Annotated in this window: 14 protein-coding genes; 3 read left to right on the forward strand and 11 right to left on the reverse strand. The window is 62.3% G+C overall.

Going from position 1 to position 13,457, the window contains the following annotated elements; genetic code table 11:
* Positions 1-40: 40 nt before the first annotated feature.
* Positions 41-637, reverse strand: coding sequence for a L,D-transpeptidase family protein (locus tag AC0L2V_RS24590; RefSeq protein WP_473521454.1), 597 nt, complete (start codon positions 635-637; stop codon positions 41-43).
* Positions 638-721: 84 nt separating this feature from the next.
* Here AC0L2V_RS24590 and AC0L2V_RS24595 point away from each other — a divergent pair, with 84 nt between their 5' ends.
* Positions 722-1,405 (forward strand): response regulator transcription factor, encoded by a 684-nt coding sequence (locus AC0L2V_RS24595; RefSeq protein WP_027155919.1) that lies wholly within the window; start codon positions 722-724, stop codon positions 1,403-1,405.
* Between the two features lie 232 nt (positions 1,406-1,637).
* Positions 1,638-2,093, forward strand: coding sequence for a cyclic nucleotide-binding domain-containing protein (locus AC0L2V_RS24600; RefSeq protein WP_287343398.1), 456 nt, complete (start codon positions 1,638-1,640; stop codon positions 2,091-2,093).
* Position 2,094: 1 nt separating this feature from the next.
* On the opposite strand, the gene AC0L2V_RS24605 is transcribed toward AC0L2V_RS24600, so the two are convergent.
* The 7 genes from AC0L2V_RS24605 to tesB all read right to left on the reverse strand — a co-directional run bounded on the left by AC0L2V_RS24605 (position 2,095) and on the right by tesB (position 10,648).
* The gene (locus AC0L2V_RS24605; RefSeq protein WP_473521455.1) at positions 2,095-2,712 is read right to left on the reverse strand and encodes a GNAT family N-acetyltransferase; all 618 of its coding nucleotides are present in this window, start codon (positions 2,710-2,712) and stop codon (positions 2,095-2,097) included.
* Positions 2,713-2,814: 102 nt separating this feature from the next.
* Positions 2,815-3,621 (reverse strand): exodeoxyribonuclease III, encoded by an 807-nt coding sequence (locus AC0L2V_RS24610; RefSeq protein WP_027155918.1) that lies wholly within the window; start codon positions 3,619-3,621, stop codon positions 2,815-2,817.
* A gap of 275 nt (positions 3,622-3,896) precedes the next feature.
* The gene (locus AC0L2V_RS24615; RefSeq protein WP_027155917.1) at positions 3,897-4,580 is read right to left on the reverse strand and encodes an outer-membrane lipoprotein carrier protein LolA; all 684 of its coding nucleotides are present in this window, start codon (positions 4,578-4,580) and stop codon (positions 3,897-3,899) included.
* A gap of 165 nt (positions 4,581-4,745) precedes the next feature.
* Positions 4,746-7,385, reverse strand: coding sequence for an FtsK/SpoIIIE family DNA translocase (locus AC0L2V_RS24620; protein WP_473513147.1), 2,640 nt, complete (start codon positions 7,383-7,385; stop codon positions 4,746-4,748).
* 369 nt (positions 7,386-7,754) lie between these two features.
* Entirely contained in the window at positions 7,755-9,182 is a 1,428-nt protein-coding gene (locus tag AC0L2V_RS24625; protein WP_287056968.1) for an ammonium transporter, read from the reverse strand.
* A 31-nt stretch (positions 9,183-9,213) separates the two neighbouring features.
* A complete protein-coding gene (locus AC0L2V_RS24630) occupies positions 9,214-9,552 on the reverse strand; it encodes a P-II family nitrogen regulator (protein WP_023800571.1) in 339 nt (112 codons plus the stop codon).
* Positions 9,553-9,772: 220 nt separating this feature from the next.
* Complete coding sequence (tesB, locus tag AC0L2V_RS24635) at positions 9,773-10,648, reverse strand: acyl-CoA thioesterase II (protein WP_091592239.1); 876 nt, start codon at positions 10,646-10,648, stop codon at positions 9,773-9,775.
* Between the two features lie 157 nt (positions 10,649-10,805).
* Between tesB and AC0L2V_RS24640 the strand changes: the two genes are divergently transcribed.
* Positions 10,806-12,065, forward strand: a complete 1,260-nt coding sequence (locus AC0L2V_RS24640) for a ubiquinone biosynthesis hydroxylase (RefSeq protein WP_473513150.1) — start codon at positions 10,806-10,808, stop codon at positions 12,063-12,065.
* Positions 12,066-12,107: 42 nt separating this feature from the next.
* On the opposite strand, the gene AC0L2V_RS24645 is transcribed toward AC0L2V_RS24640, so the two are convergent.
* The 3 genes from AC0L2V_RS24645 to AC0L2V_RS24655 all read right to left on the reverse strand — a co-directional run bounded on the left by AC0L2V_RS24645 (position 12,108) and on the right by AC0L2V_RS24655 (position 13,320).
* Positions 12,108-12,635, reverse strand: a complete 528-nt coding sequence (locus AC0L2V_RS24645; protein WP_473513151.1) for a hypothetical protein — start codon at positions 12,633-12,635, stop codon at positions 12,108-12,110.
* A 112-nt stretch (positions 12,636-12,747) separates the two neighbouring features.
* Complete coding sequence (locus tag AC0L2V_RS24650) at positions 12,748-13,104, reverse strand: YciI family protein (RefSeq protein ID WP_473513153.1); 357 nt, start codon at positions 13,102-13,104, stop codon at positions 12,748-12,750.
* Positions 13,105-13,107: 3 nt separating this feature from the next.
* Complete coding sequence (locus AC0L2V_RS24655) at positions 13,108-13,320, reverse strand: hypothetical protein (RefSeq protein WP_473521456.1); 213 nt, start codon at positions 13,318-13,320, stop codon at positions 13,108-13,110.
* Positions 13,321-13,457: the final 137 nt, after the last annotated feature.

A 13,457-nucleotide genomic window follows, 5' to 3' on the forward strand; every position in this document is an offset into this window, starting at 1 on the left:
CTATTCCCCTATTCCCCTATTCCCCTATTCCCCTATTCCCCTACCTCACCACCCTCATCACCGTGCGGTCCGACAGCAGCGGCAGCAGCCGGGCCATCGTGCATGCTGTCACCGCGACGCAGCCTTGCGTCGGTGTGAAGTCGGGGCGGGCCAAATGAAAGAAGATGGCGCTGCCGCGTCCGCGGCGACGCGGCGCAATGTTCCAGTCGAGCACCAGGCAGGCGTCATAAAGGCGGTCGGCGCGCAGCATCCGCTCGTGGCTGGCGCCATAGGGAATCTTGACCGGACGGTTGTAGTTGCGGTCCTCAGGCACTTCGCACCAGCCAAGATCGCGACCGATCGGCGCCATCGCCAGCCGGGTTTTGCGGCCGCCGGGAAAATGATCGTTACGGAAATATCCCGACAGTATCCGCATCGACCCAAGCGGCGTGGCGCCATCGCCTTCGCGCTTGCCGGCCGATATGCCGCCGCGCCCCAGCGCACAGGAAAACACCAGTTTGCCAGCCTGCAGAAGCCCTTGGCTGGGGTGGCCGGGCCTGGCGCGCACGGTGAGAACACGAAGCCCTTTTCGCAAAAATGCGCTCGCCTCATTGCACGCGCGTTTTTTCTTGTATGATCGTGCCACGGAACAAATCATTGTGATCGGCTGTTGTGCCGGTCAGCTTCCGCATAAACAGGCAGCGGTCAACTGAATTTTCTTTTCAAAACAACGGATTGATCCATGACTTCACGCACCATTCTGATCGTCGATGACGATGACGACCTGCGCGGCACGCTCGTCGAGCAATTGTCTCTCTATGAAGAATTCGACGTCCTGCAGGAATCAACCGCCGCCAAAGGCATCGCCACGGCCCGCGGCGGCATCATCGATCTGCTCATCATGGATGTCGGCCTCCCCGACATGGATGGCCGAGAGGCGGTGAAGATATTGCGCAAGGGCGGCTACAAGTCGCCTATCATCATGCTGACGGGACACGACACCGATTCCGACACGATTCTCGGCCTCGAAGCCGGCGCCAACGACTATGTGGTCAAGCCGTTCCGCTTCGCGGTTCTCCTGGCCCGCATCCGTGCCCAGCTTCGCCAGCATGAGCAGAGCGAAGACGCCACCTTTTCGGTCGGCCCCTACACTTTCAAGCCTAGCCAGAAGCTTCTGATCGACCAGCGCGGCGCCAAGGTGCGGCTGACCGAAAAGGAAGCCTCGATCATCAAGTATCTCTATCGCGCCGACCAGAAGGTGGTGACGCGCGACGTGCTGCTCGAGGAAGTGTGGGGTTACAATTCCGGCGTCACCACGCACACGCTGGAAACCCATGTCTATCGGCTGCGCCAGAAGATCGAGCGCGATCCTTCCAACGCAGAAATTCTTGTGACAGAAAGTGGTGGCTACAAGCTGGTTCCTTAAACATTTAATCATTCAATCAGCGGTTAGGGGAGGCGCCGCTTTCGAGTACGATCCTGAGACTGGAGGTGGTTCTGGATCGAGCTCGCTGACGCAACGGGCCAAAAACCGGATTCGTTTTTTGGAAAGCCCGGTGCGTCGATTTCAAAGCGTTTAGAGCGTCCTTTGCCGCGTCCAAAGGAACGCTCGGCGCTCCAATGGAGGGATTGGACTGGCCGTTCGGGGACACAGCTAGATGGCGTTGGATGACGACATCCGCATCCTGTCCGCCGTGAGGCTCTTCGAGAGCTTCACGGAGGAGCAACTGCGTCTGCTCGCCTTTGGCGCGGAAACCACCAGGCTGCAGGCAGACCACAAGCTTTACCGCGAGGACGACGAGGCCGATTGCGCCTATATCGTGGTCAGCGGGCGCATCGTGCTGTATCGCGAGCAGCATGGCGCCCGCGTCCCGATAGGCACGGCCGGCCCCGGTACGATGCTGAGCGAACTGGCGTTGATCGCCGACACCAACCGGCTGACCAGCGCATCCGCCGAGATCGATTCGGAAGTGCTGCGGCTCAGCCGCAAGATGTTCCACCGCATCCTGGAAGAATATCCCGATATCGCGGTCCACCTGCACCAGCGCATCTCCGAGGATTTTCTGGCAATGATCCGCCGCATCGAGAAGCTGGCGCCGCGTTTCGACGACTGAGCTAGCTGAGGCCTCGAACGTTCTTGGATTTGTAGAGGCACCAGAGTGGTTTCTTGAATTCAAGTTCACCCTGGCCCAGAAGTCGAAAACCGCAACGTTGATAGAAACCCAAATTCTTGCGTTCCGCGGTTTCGAGAAACGTCCCCGCTGAGACAGGGTCTCTTTCAGAAAGATCGCAGTAGGCCTCGATGAGAGCGAGGCCAGCCCGCTTTCCCTGAATTGAGGGATGGACCCCCAAAACCCCAAGATAAAAATGCGGCTCCGACGGCTCGTATTTCTCGCTGATCGTCTGAGACTTCTCGAAGCGCGACACCATCAACTCCTGCCGTTGCTGGAGTGAGGCCCATCTCTCCCGGTGATTCGGAAGCCATTCCGGTCGTTGCGTATCATAGCCCATCGCCGCACCCAGGATGCGGCCTTCGCTCTTTAATACCAGCACTGGCATGCCAAGCGCGAGACGCGCTACCATAAGGATCGAGAAGAACTCGGTCACGAGTTCCAATCGTAGTGCAGGATCCCCTTCGAAGAAGAAGGTCATGTGCGGATCGCCTGCAAAGGCATCTGCCAGGCAGTCGGCCGCCGATATCACATCCGACGTTTGTGCTGCAACTATCTCCATGTAGCCTAGCCAAACTCCCTGAGGATCTCAGAGGCTATTGAACCTCCAGTGTCTCGTCGAGAGGCACTTGATCATGCTCCGCCCGCTTTGGGACAAAATGCTCTAATCCAGGTCGAACCGCGCTATGACCGGCACATGGTCCGACGGCCGTTGCCAGCCGCGCGCCGGCCGCAGGATCTCGTAGCCGGCAAAGCTCGGCACCAGGTTTGGCGACGACCAGACATGGTCGAGCCGCCGGCCGCGATCCGACGCTTGCCAATCCTGCGCGCGATAGCTCCACCAGGTGTAGAGCTTCTGCTCGTAAGGCACGTTGAGCCGCATCAGGTCGACCCAGTCGCCGGCGAGCCGCATCGCCTCGAAATTTTCCGTCTCGACCGGCGTATGGCTGACCACTTTCAGGAGCTGCTTGTGCGACCAGACATCGTGCTCGAGCGGCGCGATGTTGAGGTCACCGACCAAAATCGAGCCGGACACTTCGTCGTGCTCGGCGCGGATGGCGTTCATTTCGGCGACGAAATCCAGCTTGTGCTTGAACTTGCGGTTGATAACGGGGTCGGGCTCGTCGCCGCCGGCCGGAACGTAGAAATTGTGCAGCAGGATCGCCTTGCCGCCGGCTCGCACGGTGACCGACAGATGTCGGCAGTCCTCGATCTCGCAGAAGCGGCGCTTTTCGACAATCGCGATCGGCCGGCGCGCCACCGTCGCCACGCCGTGATAGCCCTTCTGGCCGTGGAAGGCGATGTGCTGATAGCCGAGCTTGCGGAACGCCTTCTCGGGAAACAGTTCGTCCGGAACTTTGGTTTCCTGCAGGCAGAGCACGTCCGGTGCCTGTTCGACAAGCAGGCGTTCGACGAGCGGCATGCGCAGGCGGACGGAATTGATATTCCAGGTCGCGATCGAAAAGGGCATGTTTGGGATTCCGGGACAGCGCAAGGTCCGCCAGATGGCTCCGACGGAAAGTCAATCCCGGAAACTACTGCCAGCCGCGCACCGCAAAAACAAGCCGGCCGCGCTTGATGCGCGGCCCGGGCTGGCACCAGGATTCGCTGAGATTCAGGTCAGGCCGAGTCGAGAATGGTGGATTCCGAGAACCGGAGCGGAGCGTACTTACTTAAAGTACGCGAGTACCGGAAGCGCAGGAAACCGCCATTCGCAGGCCGGCCTCACCTGAATAACAGCAGATCCTACCGCGACTTGGTGTTCAGTTCGCGGTTGGCCGTGTAGTCGATGGCAAAGGTGTCGGGGGCGAAGCTTACGCCTTCCCTGACGTTGAAGATCATCACCGTCGTGTCCTTGCCTTGCGCGTCGGTGATCGTCCATTGGCGCAATTCGTAGGTTTTCGGATCGAACATCATGGTGATCTTCGAACTGCCGAACACCGATTTGTCGGCGAGTTGGATGGTGGTGACGTCGTTTTCTTCCTTGACGCTTTTGACGCGGCCGCCGGAGAGGTCGATCCTGGTGTCGAGCAGCAGCTTGAGCGGCGTTTTCGACAGTGGGTAGAGATCGGACGTTTTCAGCCGCTTGTTCAGGATGACCACCGACTTGCCGTCGGAAATCACCCGGAAATTCGACGTCCCATCATAGTTGAAGCGTATCTTGCCCGGCCGTTCCAGGAAGAACTTGCCGCCGGTCTGCTCGCCCTTGGGTCCGAACTGCACGAATTCGCCGGCCATCGATTTGACCGAGGAAAAATGGTCGGCGATCTTCTGCGCGGTGGCTGGCACCGCCGCTTGCGCCGACGCCAGCAACTGGACCCCGGGCACGACATTGATGGCCGCGGCGCCGGCCAGGACCAGCCCGAGGCCAAGCAGTTGGCGGCGGGTCGGGGCAAAATCGCTGATCGTGGCGAAAGAAGAGTTTTTCATGCCGGTTACTCTCGTCTGGTTCATCTGTTGTCGCAGTGTTTGGCCCCCCAGTTGGGCTTAAGTTTGGCGGCCGAACAGCGCTTGGTCGTTGCAAACGCGCCAGAAGGTTCAAAGTTGCTGCCGTCAGGTTGCAGCCGCGAAAATCCTGTCGGCTTGGCGGGCGGATCAGAACTTGTCGTCCTCCGTCGGCACCAGAATTTCGCGTTTTCCGGCATGGTTGGCCGGGCCGACAATGCCTTCCTTCTCCATCTTCTCGATGATCGAGGCGGCGCGGTTGTAGCCGATGCCGAGCCGGCGCTGGATGTAGCTGGTCGAGGCTTTGCCGTCACGCAGCACCACCGCAACCGCCTGGTCGTAGGGATCGTCGGAATCCTCGAAATTGCCGCCGCCACCGCCCGAGCCACCCTTGCCCGACGGCTCATCGTCGTCCTCGTCGTCATCCTCGGTAATGGCATCGAGATATTCCGGCACGCCCTGCAGCTTCAGATGCGCGACAATCTTCTCGACCTCGTCATCGGAAACGAAAGGACCGTGCACGCGCTGGATGCGGCCGCCGCCGGCCATGTAGAGCATGTCGCCCATGCCGAGCAGCTGTTCGGCGCCCTGTTCGCCCAGAATGGTGCGGCTGTCGATCTTCGACGTCACCTGGAAGGAGATGCGGGTCGGGAAGTTGGCCTTGATCGTGCCAGTGATGACGTCGACCGACGGCCGCTGCGTCGCCATGATGACGTGGATGCCGGCAGCGCGCGCCATCTGCGCCAGGCGCTGCACCGCGCCTTCGATGTCCTTGCCGGCGACCATCATCAAATCGGCCATCTCGTCGATGATGACGACGATGTAGGGCATTGGCTCGAGATCGAGGTTTTCCGTCTCATAGACCGCTTCGCCGGTCTGCCGGTCGAAGCCGGTCTGCACGGTGCGCGAGATTTTTTCGCCCTTCTTCTCGGCCTGCTGCACCCGCGCGTTGAAACCGTCGATGTTGCGGACGCCGACCTTCGACATTTTGCGGTAGCGGTCCTCCATTTCGCGCACGGTCCATTTCAGCGCCACCACCGCCTTCTTCGGATCGGTGACGACGGGCGTCAAAAGATGCGGGATGCCGTCATAGACCGAGAGCTCCAGCATTTTCGGGTCGATCATGATCAGCCGGCAGTCCTGCGGCGTCAGTCGATAGAGCAGTGACAGGATCATGGTGTTGATGGCGACCGACTTGCCCGAGCCGGTGGTGCCGGCGACCAGCACGTGCGGCATCTTGGCGATGTCGACGATGACCGCCTCGCCGTTGATGGTCTTGCCGAGCGCCAGCGCCAACTTGGCCTTGGTGGTCTCGAAATCGCGGCTGGCCATGATTTCCCTGAGATAGACGGTCTCGCGCTTGGCGTTCGGCAGTTCGATGCCGATGGCGTTGCGGCCGGGCACCACGGCGACGCGGCAGGCGATCGCGCTCATCGAGCGGGCGATGTCGTCAGACAGGCCGATGACCCGCGACGATTTGATGCCGGGCGCCGGTTCCAACTCGTAAAGCGTGACGACCGGGCCGGGGCGGACATGGATGATCTCGCCCTTGACGCCGAAATCCTCCAGCACGCCCTCGAGCAGGCGGGCATTCTGCTCGAGCGCGTCCTTGGACAGGCTGGCGTCGCGCACGACGTTCTTCGGCTCGGACAGGAAATGCAGCGACGGCATTTCGAATTGTTCGGAGCCGATCAGCGAGGACTGCGCTTCGCGCTGGACACGCGCGCCCGGAACCGGCCGCGGCGCCGGCGCCGCGACGCGGGTGGCTGCATCGGAGCGGAACGGTTGCACCTTCGCATTGAGCGCAGCGCTGCGCGCAGGCTCCGGCGCAAAATCCATGTCATCGTCATCGTCGAAAACATCGGCGTCGTCGAGCGAGGCGCTACGGTCGTTGACCATGGCGGCGAAGAATTCCGGCTCGACGCGGGCCCGGCCATCGGCACTCATCCGCGACTCGGCGAATTCGGCCGATTCGACCCGTTCGGCAGCGCGCCGCCAGGCGCTGGCGCGCTCCATCTCCGGTTCGAAATCGTCGCGCTCGCGGCGGCGCGCGGCGCGGCGGCGGAGATAGGCTCGCAACGATAGCCACCAATGCGTGATCGCGCCTAGCGCCAGAATGCCCTCGTCGCCCTCATCCTCGTCATTGTCGAAAAGCAAGTCGTCCTGGTCCCTCGGATCGGCTGCGGCCGGTTGCTCCAGGACGGCGAAACCGTTCTTGCGTGCAATCAGCGCCGAGCCGTAGGCAAACAGCCACAGCGCCGGCGCGGCCAGGAGCACGGCGAGCACGCTGGCGATGAGACCGGTCGGATAGCCGCCGACGACGAAGCCTGGGATCTTGAGCACCATGTCGCCGAACACGCCGCCGAGACCGGTCGGCAGCGGCCAGGTCTTGGGCGGCACCACGCAACCGGCCATGGCCGCGGCAAGCACCGCGTAGCCGAACCAGGCGAGCCCGCGCTTCGGCAGCCTGTCGACGCCGCGCGCCGAAAACAGCAGAAATCCCCACACCACCGCCGGCACCAGCGCCGCGACCGCAGCAAGGCCGAAGAACTGCATGGCCAGGTCGGAGAAGACAGCGCCCACATAGCCCATGGCGTTGGTGACGATGTTGTCGGTGGCATGGGAGAAGCTTGGGTCGGCGACGTTCCAGGTGGCGAGGCTGGCGACGCCGAAGGCGACCAGCGCAAACAGGCCGGCGCCGAGCAGCCGGCCGACCTGACGCCGCGCGAACGCCTGGATGCCGTGCCCCGTATCGGCCAGCGCAAGCGGTGCTGAAGCCCCTGAACGCATTCGTCGTTCCCCGTCTGTCATGGACTGGCCGGACGCATGACGTACTCCGGCAGATTCGGATGCCAGACTATCGGCGGGAAGGTTAAGGCCGCATTAACCATGGGTGCGTGCCGGCGCTCCCCGAGTGGAAACCGGTCACACAAATGGCGGGCACGCTGGCCGGCCGATGTTTCATCGCCCAAGATCGATCAGGCGCCCGATCAAGCGATTGTGACCGAGCCTGGACTGCCACCGGCGTGCATCCCACGAAAAAGAGGCCCGGAACCGGTCCGGGCCTCAATGCGTGAGCCCTTTTCGGGAGCGTCACGACGGGAGGGAAGGTGTTGGGCGACCGAGGCCGCCCCAGACAAGACCCACAGGTGGCCTGGCTTACGGGTGATAGGCCGCTTCGCCATGCGCGGTGAGGTCGAGCCCTTCGCGCTCTGCATCGGCTGTCGGGCGCAAGCCTACGATCATATCGACGATCTTGTAGAGGATGGCGCTGCCGATGCCCGACCACAGGACGGTTACCAGGACACCCTTGAACTGCGACCACAACTGGGTCGCCGTGCCGGCATAGCCGGCGGCGAAGTCGGCCGTCGAATAATCGACGATGCCGGCGCCGCCGAGGGCGGGATTGACCAGGATGCCGGTGCCGAGCGCGCCGATGATGCCGCCGACGCAGTGGATGCCGAAGACATCGAGGCTGTCGTCGTAGCCGAACTTGTTCTTCACGACCGAGACGAAGAAGTAGCAGACGCAGCTGGCGACGATGCCGAGCACGATGACGCCCATCGGTCCGCCAAAGCCGGCGGCGGGCGTGACGGCGACAAGGCCGGTAACAGCGCCCGAAACCGCGCCAAGCATGGAGGCTTTGCCGCGCAGCAGCGTTTCGAGCACGATCCAGGTCACTGCCGCCGCGGCTGTGGCGACGAAGGTGTTGACCATGGCCAGCACCGCATAGGCGTTGGCTTCGAGGTTCGAACCGGCATTGAAGCCGAACCAGCCGACCCACAGCAGCGACGCGCCGACCATGGTCAGCGTCATCGAATGCGGCGCCATGACGTCCTTGTTGTAGCCGATGCGCTTGCCGATCATCAGCGCGCCGACGAGGCCGGCGATGCCCGCATTGATGTGAACGACGGTGCCGCCGGCAAAGTCGATGGCGCCGAAGCTGAAGATGAGCCCCGACGGGTCGCTGTAAGCGCTCGGGCCGCCCCAGAACCAGACCATATGCGCGATCGGGAAGTAGACGAATGTGACCCACAGGATGGTGAAAAGGATCACGGCCGAAAACTTGACGCGTTCGGCGAAGGCGCCGACGATCAGGGCAGGCGTGATGCAGGCGAAGCTCATCTGGAAGATGACGAACACCAGTTCAGGAATGGCGACGCCCTTGGTAAAAGTTTCCGACACCGTCGTCACGTCGACGCCGGCGAGAAACATCTTGGAAAGGCCGCCGACGAAGGCGTTGCCGGGGGTGAAGGCAAGGCTGTAGCCGTAGAAAACCCAGACGATCATGACCACGCTGGTGATGGTGAAGACCTGCATCAGCACCGACAGCATATTCTTGGCGCGAACCAGGCCGCCGTAGAAAAGGGCAAGGCCGGGAATGGTCATCAGTAGCACCAGGATGGTGGAGATCATCATCCACGTCGTGTCGCCCTTGTCGACGGTAAAGGCCGGCGCTGCTGGCGCGGCCGGTGCGGCCGGCGCCGCTTCCTGCGCGAATGCGGCGAACGTGCCCAGCGCTGCGATAGCGAGTGAGCCTAGCAGCGCGGTGCGCGCCACCGACTTCAAAGTAGAAGGAATATTCATTGAACTCTCCATTGGAATACGTTTCCGCAGCTCAAAGCGCGTCGGTGTCTGTTTCGCCGGTGCGAATGCGCACCGCCTGGTCGATGCCGAAAACGAAGATCTTGCCGTCGCCGATCTGACCGGTCTTGGCCGCCGCAGTGATGGCTTCGACGGCCTTGTCGACCATGTCCAGGCCGACCGCGACTTCGATCTTGATCTTCGGCAGGAAGCTGACCGCGTATTCCGCCCCGCGATAGATTTCCGTGTGGCCCTTCTGACGCCCGTAGCCTTTGACTTCGGTGACGGTCAGGCCCTGGATGCCGACTGCGGTGAGCGCTTCGCGCACCTCGTCGAGCTTGAACGGCTTGATGATTGCCATCACGATTTTCATAAGGTTTCACCCTTTACTGTTGCGGGTCCCCCGCGTTTGCACGACTTCGCCGATCCCCATGAGAGCCGGAGAGTGCCCGCTAGGATTCAAGCTCCGTGCCAGTTGCCGAAGCAGGGTGTTAAGCTGCTGTTAAATAACGACTTGGGGAAGGTTTGTCGGCTGACTGTTCATAGTCGCGGCAGCGCAGCTGATTAAAAAGTAGGCAATTTTGCAAAATTGCCTATTCCGCGGGCGGCCGCTTCAGCCTGATCAGGCCTTCCTGGGCAACCGAGGCGATCAACGTGCCGTCGCGGGCAAACAGCGACCCGCGCGTGAACCCCCGCGACCCTTGCGTCGACGGGCTGTCCTGAGTGTAGAGCATCCAGTCGTCCAGCGCATGGCTGCGATGGAACCACATGGCGTGATCGAGGCTCGCCGCCTGGATGTCGCTATCGAAGATGGCGCGGCCATGCGCAAAGGTGGAGGTATCGAGCAGCGTCATGTCGGAAAGATAGGCAAGCACGGCCGCCTGCGCGGCGCGATCGCCCGGAACCGGGCCGGTCGTGCGGATCCAGATGTTCTGTTTCGGCTCCAGCTTCTCCCGGCTGGTGTAATGCTCCAGCATCACCGGCTTCATCTCGATCGGCCGGTCACGCTCCCAGTAGCGCCTGATGCCGTCGGGCACGGCCGCGCCGAACTTGCCGATCAATTCGCGCTGCGACAGCAATGTGTCGGGCGCCGGCACGTCCAGCGGCATCGGCACCTGGTGCTCGAGACCGACCTCGTCCTGCTGGAACGAGGCTTCCAGCGAAAAGATCGCCTGGCCGTGCTGGACAGCCACGACACGGCGCGTGGTGAAGGAGCCGCCGTCGCGGATGCGGTCGACCTGGTAGATGATCGGCACCTTGGTGTCGCCCGGCCGCATGAAATAGCCGTGCAGCGAATGCACGTGGCGTTCGGGCTCGACCGTTCGCTGGGCGGCGACCAGCGCCTGGGCGATGGTCTGGCCGCCGAAGACACGCTGCCAGTCGAGTTTGGGGCTGCGACCACGGTACAGGTTGTGTTCCAGCTGCTCGAGGTCGAGAATGCCGAGAAGCTCGTCCATGGCCGCCGTCATGTTTCGCGCCCTCGTGTCGTTTTGATTCCGAAGTTCGCCTTAATTTCGATATTTCACTCGAAGCGAGCTTCAGAAGCCGCAAAAGTGTTATGGCGTTTCCGACAGGAATGACGGGCAGTCAAGGCCGGAAAGGAATTTGGCCGGAAAGGAATTTGCCATGGTCGACAAGGCGGATGCAAAAAACCGAACCGCGCTCGACATTCTGGTCGCCGGCGCCGGCTATGTCGGCCTTGCCGCCGCCGTATCGCTGAAACAGGCGCGACCGAGCCTGGCCGTCGCTGTCGTCGACGCCGCGCCCGCCGGCATCTGGCAAAAGGACGGCCGCGCCTCGGCGATTGCCGCTGCCGCTTGCCGCATGCTCGACCAGCTCGGCGTCTGGGCCGAAATCGCCCCCGAGGCGCAGGCGATCACCGAGATGATCGTCACCGATTCGCGCACCTCCGATCCGCTGCGCCCGGTGTTTCTCACGTTCGATGGCGAGGTCGCGCCCGGCGAAGCGTTTGCGCATATGGTCGCCAACCGGGATTTGAATGGCGCCTTGCGCCGGCGCGCTGAAACACTCGGCATCGACATCATCGAAGGCGTCGCCGTCAGTGCCTTCGACGTCAACGGTGCAGGCATCACCGTGCATCTTGCCGACGGCGCGACGCTGAAGGCGCGGCTGCTGATCGCCGCCGACGGCGTCAACTCGAAGCTGCGCGACATGGCCGGCATCAAGACGGTGAAATGGGACTACGGCCAGTCCGGCATCGTCTGCACCGTCGCGCATGAACGGCCGCACAATGGCCGCGCCGAAGAGCATTTTCTGCCAGCCGGCCCGTTCGCCACGCTGCCGCTCAAGTCGGACAAGGACGGCACCCACCGCTCGTCGATCGTCTGGGTCGAGCGGTCGGAAGACGCCGAAAAACTGGTCGACGGCGACGACCTCGTCTTCGAGCACGAGCTGGAACAGCGGTTTGGCCTGAAGCTCGGCGAAATTCGCGTCGCCGACAGGCCGCGCGCCTGGCCGCTCGGCCTGACCATCGCCCGCGATTTTGTCGCGCCGCGCATTGCGCTCGCCGGCGACGCCGCCCACGGCATCCACCCGATCGCCGGCCAGGGCCTCAATCTCGGTTTCAAGGATGTCGCGGCATTGGCCGAAGTGGTGGTCGAGGCCGACCGGCTCGGCCAGGATGTCGGTGCGCTCGACGTGCTCGAACGCTACCAGCAGTGGCGGCGCTTCGACACGCTGCAGATGGGCATCACCACCGATGTCCTGAACCGTCTGTTTTCCAACGACATCGGCCCGTTGCGCGCCGTCCGCGACATCGGCCTCGGTCTCGTCGAACGCATGCCGCGGCTGAAGGATTTCTTCATCCGCCAAGCGTCCGGTCTGTCCGGCGACACGCCGAAACTGCTCAAGGGCGAGGCGATCTGAACCCGACTGACGGGCCGGCATCACCTGAATATCAGCACACCCTTAGTTGACCTCGAAGCCGAGCTTCTGGCGCAGCCGCAGTATTCTCTGGTCGGATATTTTTAGGGGTTGCTCACCAGCCTGCGCCGCGCGGTTAACCATCTGCAGCAAATCGTTTCGCTCAGTCACATCGAGACGTTCGCGCAGGAACGGCGCCAGTTTGTCGATGACGATCGTGGCATCGTCGATCTGGGACGCCGCCCATTTGGCGTAGACCACGGCCTCATCGGTCTTCTCGTCGTCTGCAATCTCCGAAATCACCGACCGAACCACGGCTTCGCGCTGCGGCAGGACAGGGCCGTTCTCGGCAATGATGGCGGTGATCAGCGTCGCGGCCGCCACGACCGGATCGTCGATCGCCGTCAGCGGTGAGAGCGCCGCCTGCTTGCGCAACCTCTTGCGCCGAATGTTGCCTTGCACACGCCCGACGACGTCCGCGACCTCGCGCGCCGCATCGTTCATGGCCTTCATCCGATACCACCAGAACGCCGCCACTCCCAACAGCCCAATTGCAGCAATCAGTATATGCATGCCCGAAATCCCCCAACCGCAGCGACGATAGGAGAAGTGCTGTCTCGCTTCAACACGCAAAAGTTGCGCCCGCCGAAGAAATCGATTCCGCCGGGCGCAACCGGAATAATGTTCAGGATCCCGGCACGTTGTAGATCGCCCTGACCTCGATGGTGCCGATTTCGGCCAGCGGAATCCCGCCGGCAATCTCCAGCGCCTCGTCGATATCCCCCGCCTCGATCATGACGAAGCCGAGCAATTGCTCCTTGGTCTCGGCGAAGGGACCATCGGTGATCAGCCGCTTGCCCTTGCGCCGGCGCACGGTTTTCGAGGTTTTTACCGACTGCAGCGCCTGCGCGACGATCAGCCGGCCGCTTTGCTCCACCGATTTGTCATAGGCCAGCGAGTCGGCGTCGAGCCTGGCCAGCCTCTCCGGGCTCATTGCGTAAAGGTCTTTTTCCTCACCATAAACCAGGCAAACATATTTCATCTCTCATCTTCCTTGTTGGGACGAACTGTTGGCGATCAAGGTCCCAGCCGGGCTTTTGACCGCCGCATGATCGAGAAGGGATACCGCAACCCCTATCATGGCGACCGCAGCAAGCAGTCGACCGAAACCGGAAGATTGCCGATCCAACCGGTCAGGTTCCTGTTCAGCCGCCTTTCGGCCGGTGTCACTCCAGTGAGCAGAAAACAGACTATTCATGGTGTCCTCCATTCGGCCACGAAACCCGTGGCCGCCCGCAGGACGGCCGAGGCAGATGGAAGTCGACATTTTTTGCACGCGGATTTTTTTTTACGCGTCGCCATTGGCGCGAAAGCACGGGTGGCCTTCGTGCCCGC

Source organism: Mesorhizobium sp. WSM4814, from assembly GCF_055811595.1.

Bases quoted from the DNA above. Each gene is read 5' to 3' on its own strand.
- AC0L2V_RS24640 (WP_473513150.1), top strand. From the start codon at position 10,806: ATGGTCGACAAGGCGGATGCAAAAAACCGAACCGCGCTCGACATTCTG.
- AC0L2V_RS24595 (WP_027155919.1), top strand. From the start codon at position 722: ATGACTTCACGCACCATTCTGATCGTCGATGACGATGACGACCTGCGC.
- AC0L2V_RS24655 (WP_473521456.1), bottom strand. From the start codon at position 13,320: ATGAATAGTCTGTTTTCTGCTCACTGGAGTGACACCGGCCGAAAGGCG.
- AC0L2V_RS24630 (WP_023800571.1), bottom strand. From the start codon at position 9,552: ATGAAAATCGTGATGGCAATCATCAAGCCGTTCAAGCTCGACGAGGTG.
- AC0L2V_RS24600 (WP_287343398.1), top strand. From the start codon at position 1,638: ATGGCGTTGGATGACGACATCCGCATCCTGTCCGCCGTGAGGCTCTTC.
- AC0L2V_RS24615 (WP_027155917.1), bottom strand. From the start codon at position 4,580: ATGAAAAACTCTTCTTTCGCCACGATCAGCGATTTTGCCCCGACCCGC.
- tesB (WP_091592239.1), bottom strand. From the start codon at position 10,648: ATGACGGCGGCCATGGACGAGCTTCTCGGCATTCTCGACCTCGAGCAG.
- AC0L2V_RS24650 (WP_473513153.1), bottom strand. From the start codon at position 13,104: ATGAAATATGTTTGCCTGGTTTATGGTGAGGAAAAAGACCTTTACGCA.
- AC0L2V_RS24625 (WP_287056968.1), bottom strand. From the start codon at position 9,182: ATGAATATTCCTTCTACTTTGAAGTCGGTGGCGCGCACCGCGCTGCTA.
- AC0L2V_RS24610 (WP_027155918.1), bottom strand. From the start codon at position 3,621: ATGCCCTTTTCGATCGCGACCTGGAATATCAATTCCGTCCGCCTGCGC.
- AC0L2V_RS24590 (WP_473521454.1), bottom strand. From the start codon at position 637: ATGATTTGTTCCGTGGCACGATCATACAAGAAAAAACGCGCGTGCAAT.
- AC0L2V_RS24645 (WP_473513151.1), bottom strand. From the start codon at position 12,635: ATGCATATACTGATTGCTGCAATTGGGCTGTTGGGAGTGGCGGCGTTC.
- AC0L2V_RS24605 (WP_473521455.1), bottom strand. From the start codon at position 2,712: ATGGAGATAGTTGCAGCACAAACGTCGGATGTGATATCGGCGGCCGAC.
- AC0L2V_RS24620 (WP_473513147.1), bottom strand. From the start codon at position 7,385: ATGCGTTCAGGGGCTTCAGCACCGCTTGCGCTGGCCGATACGGGGCAC.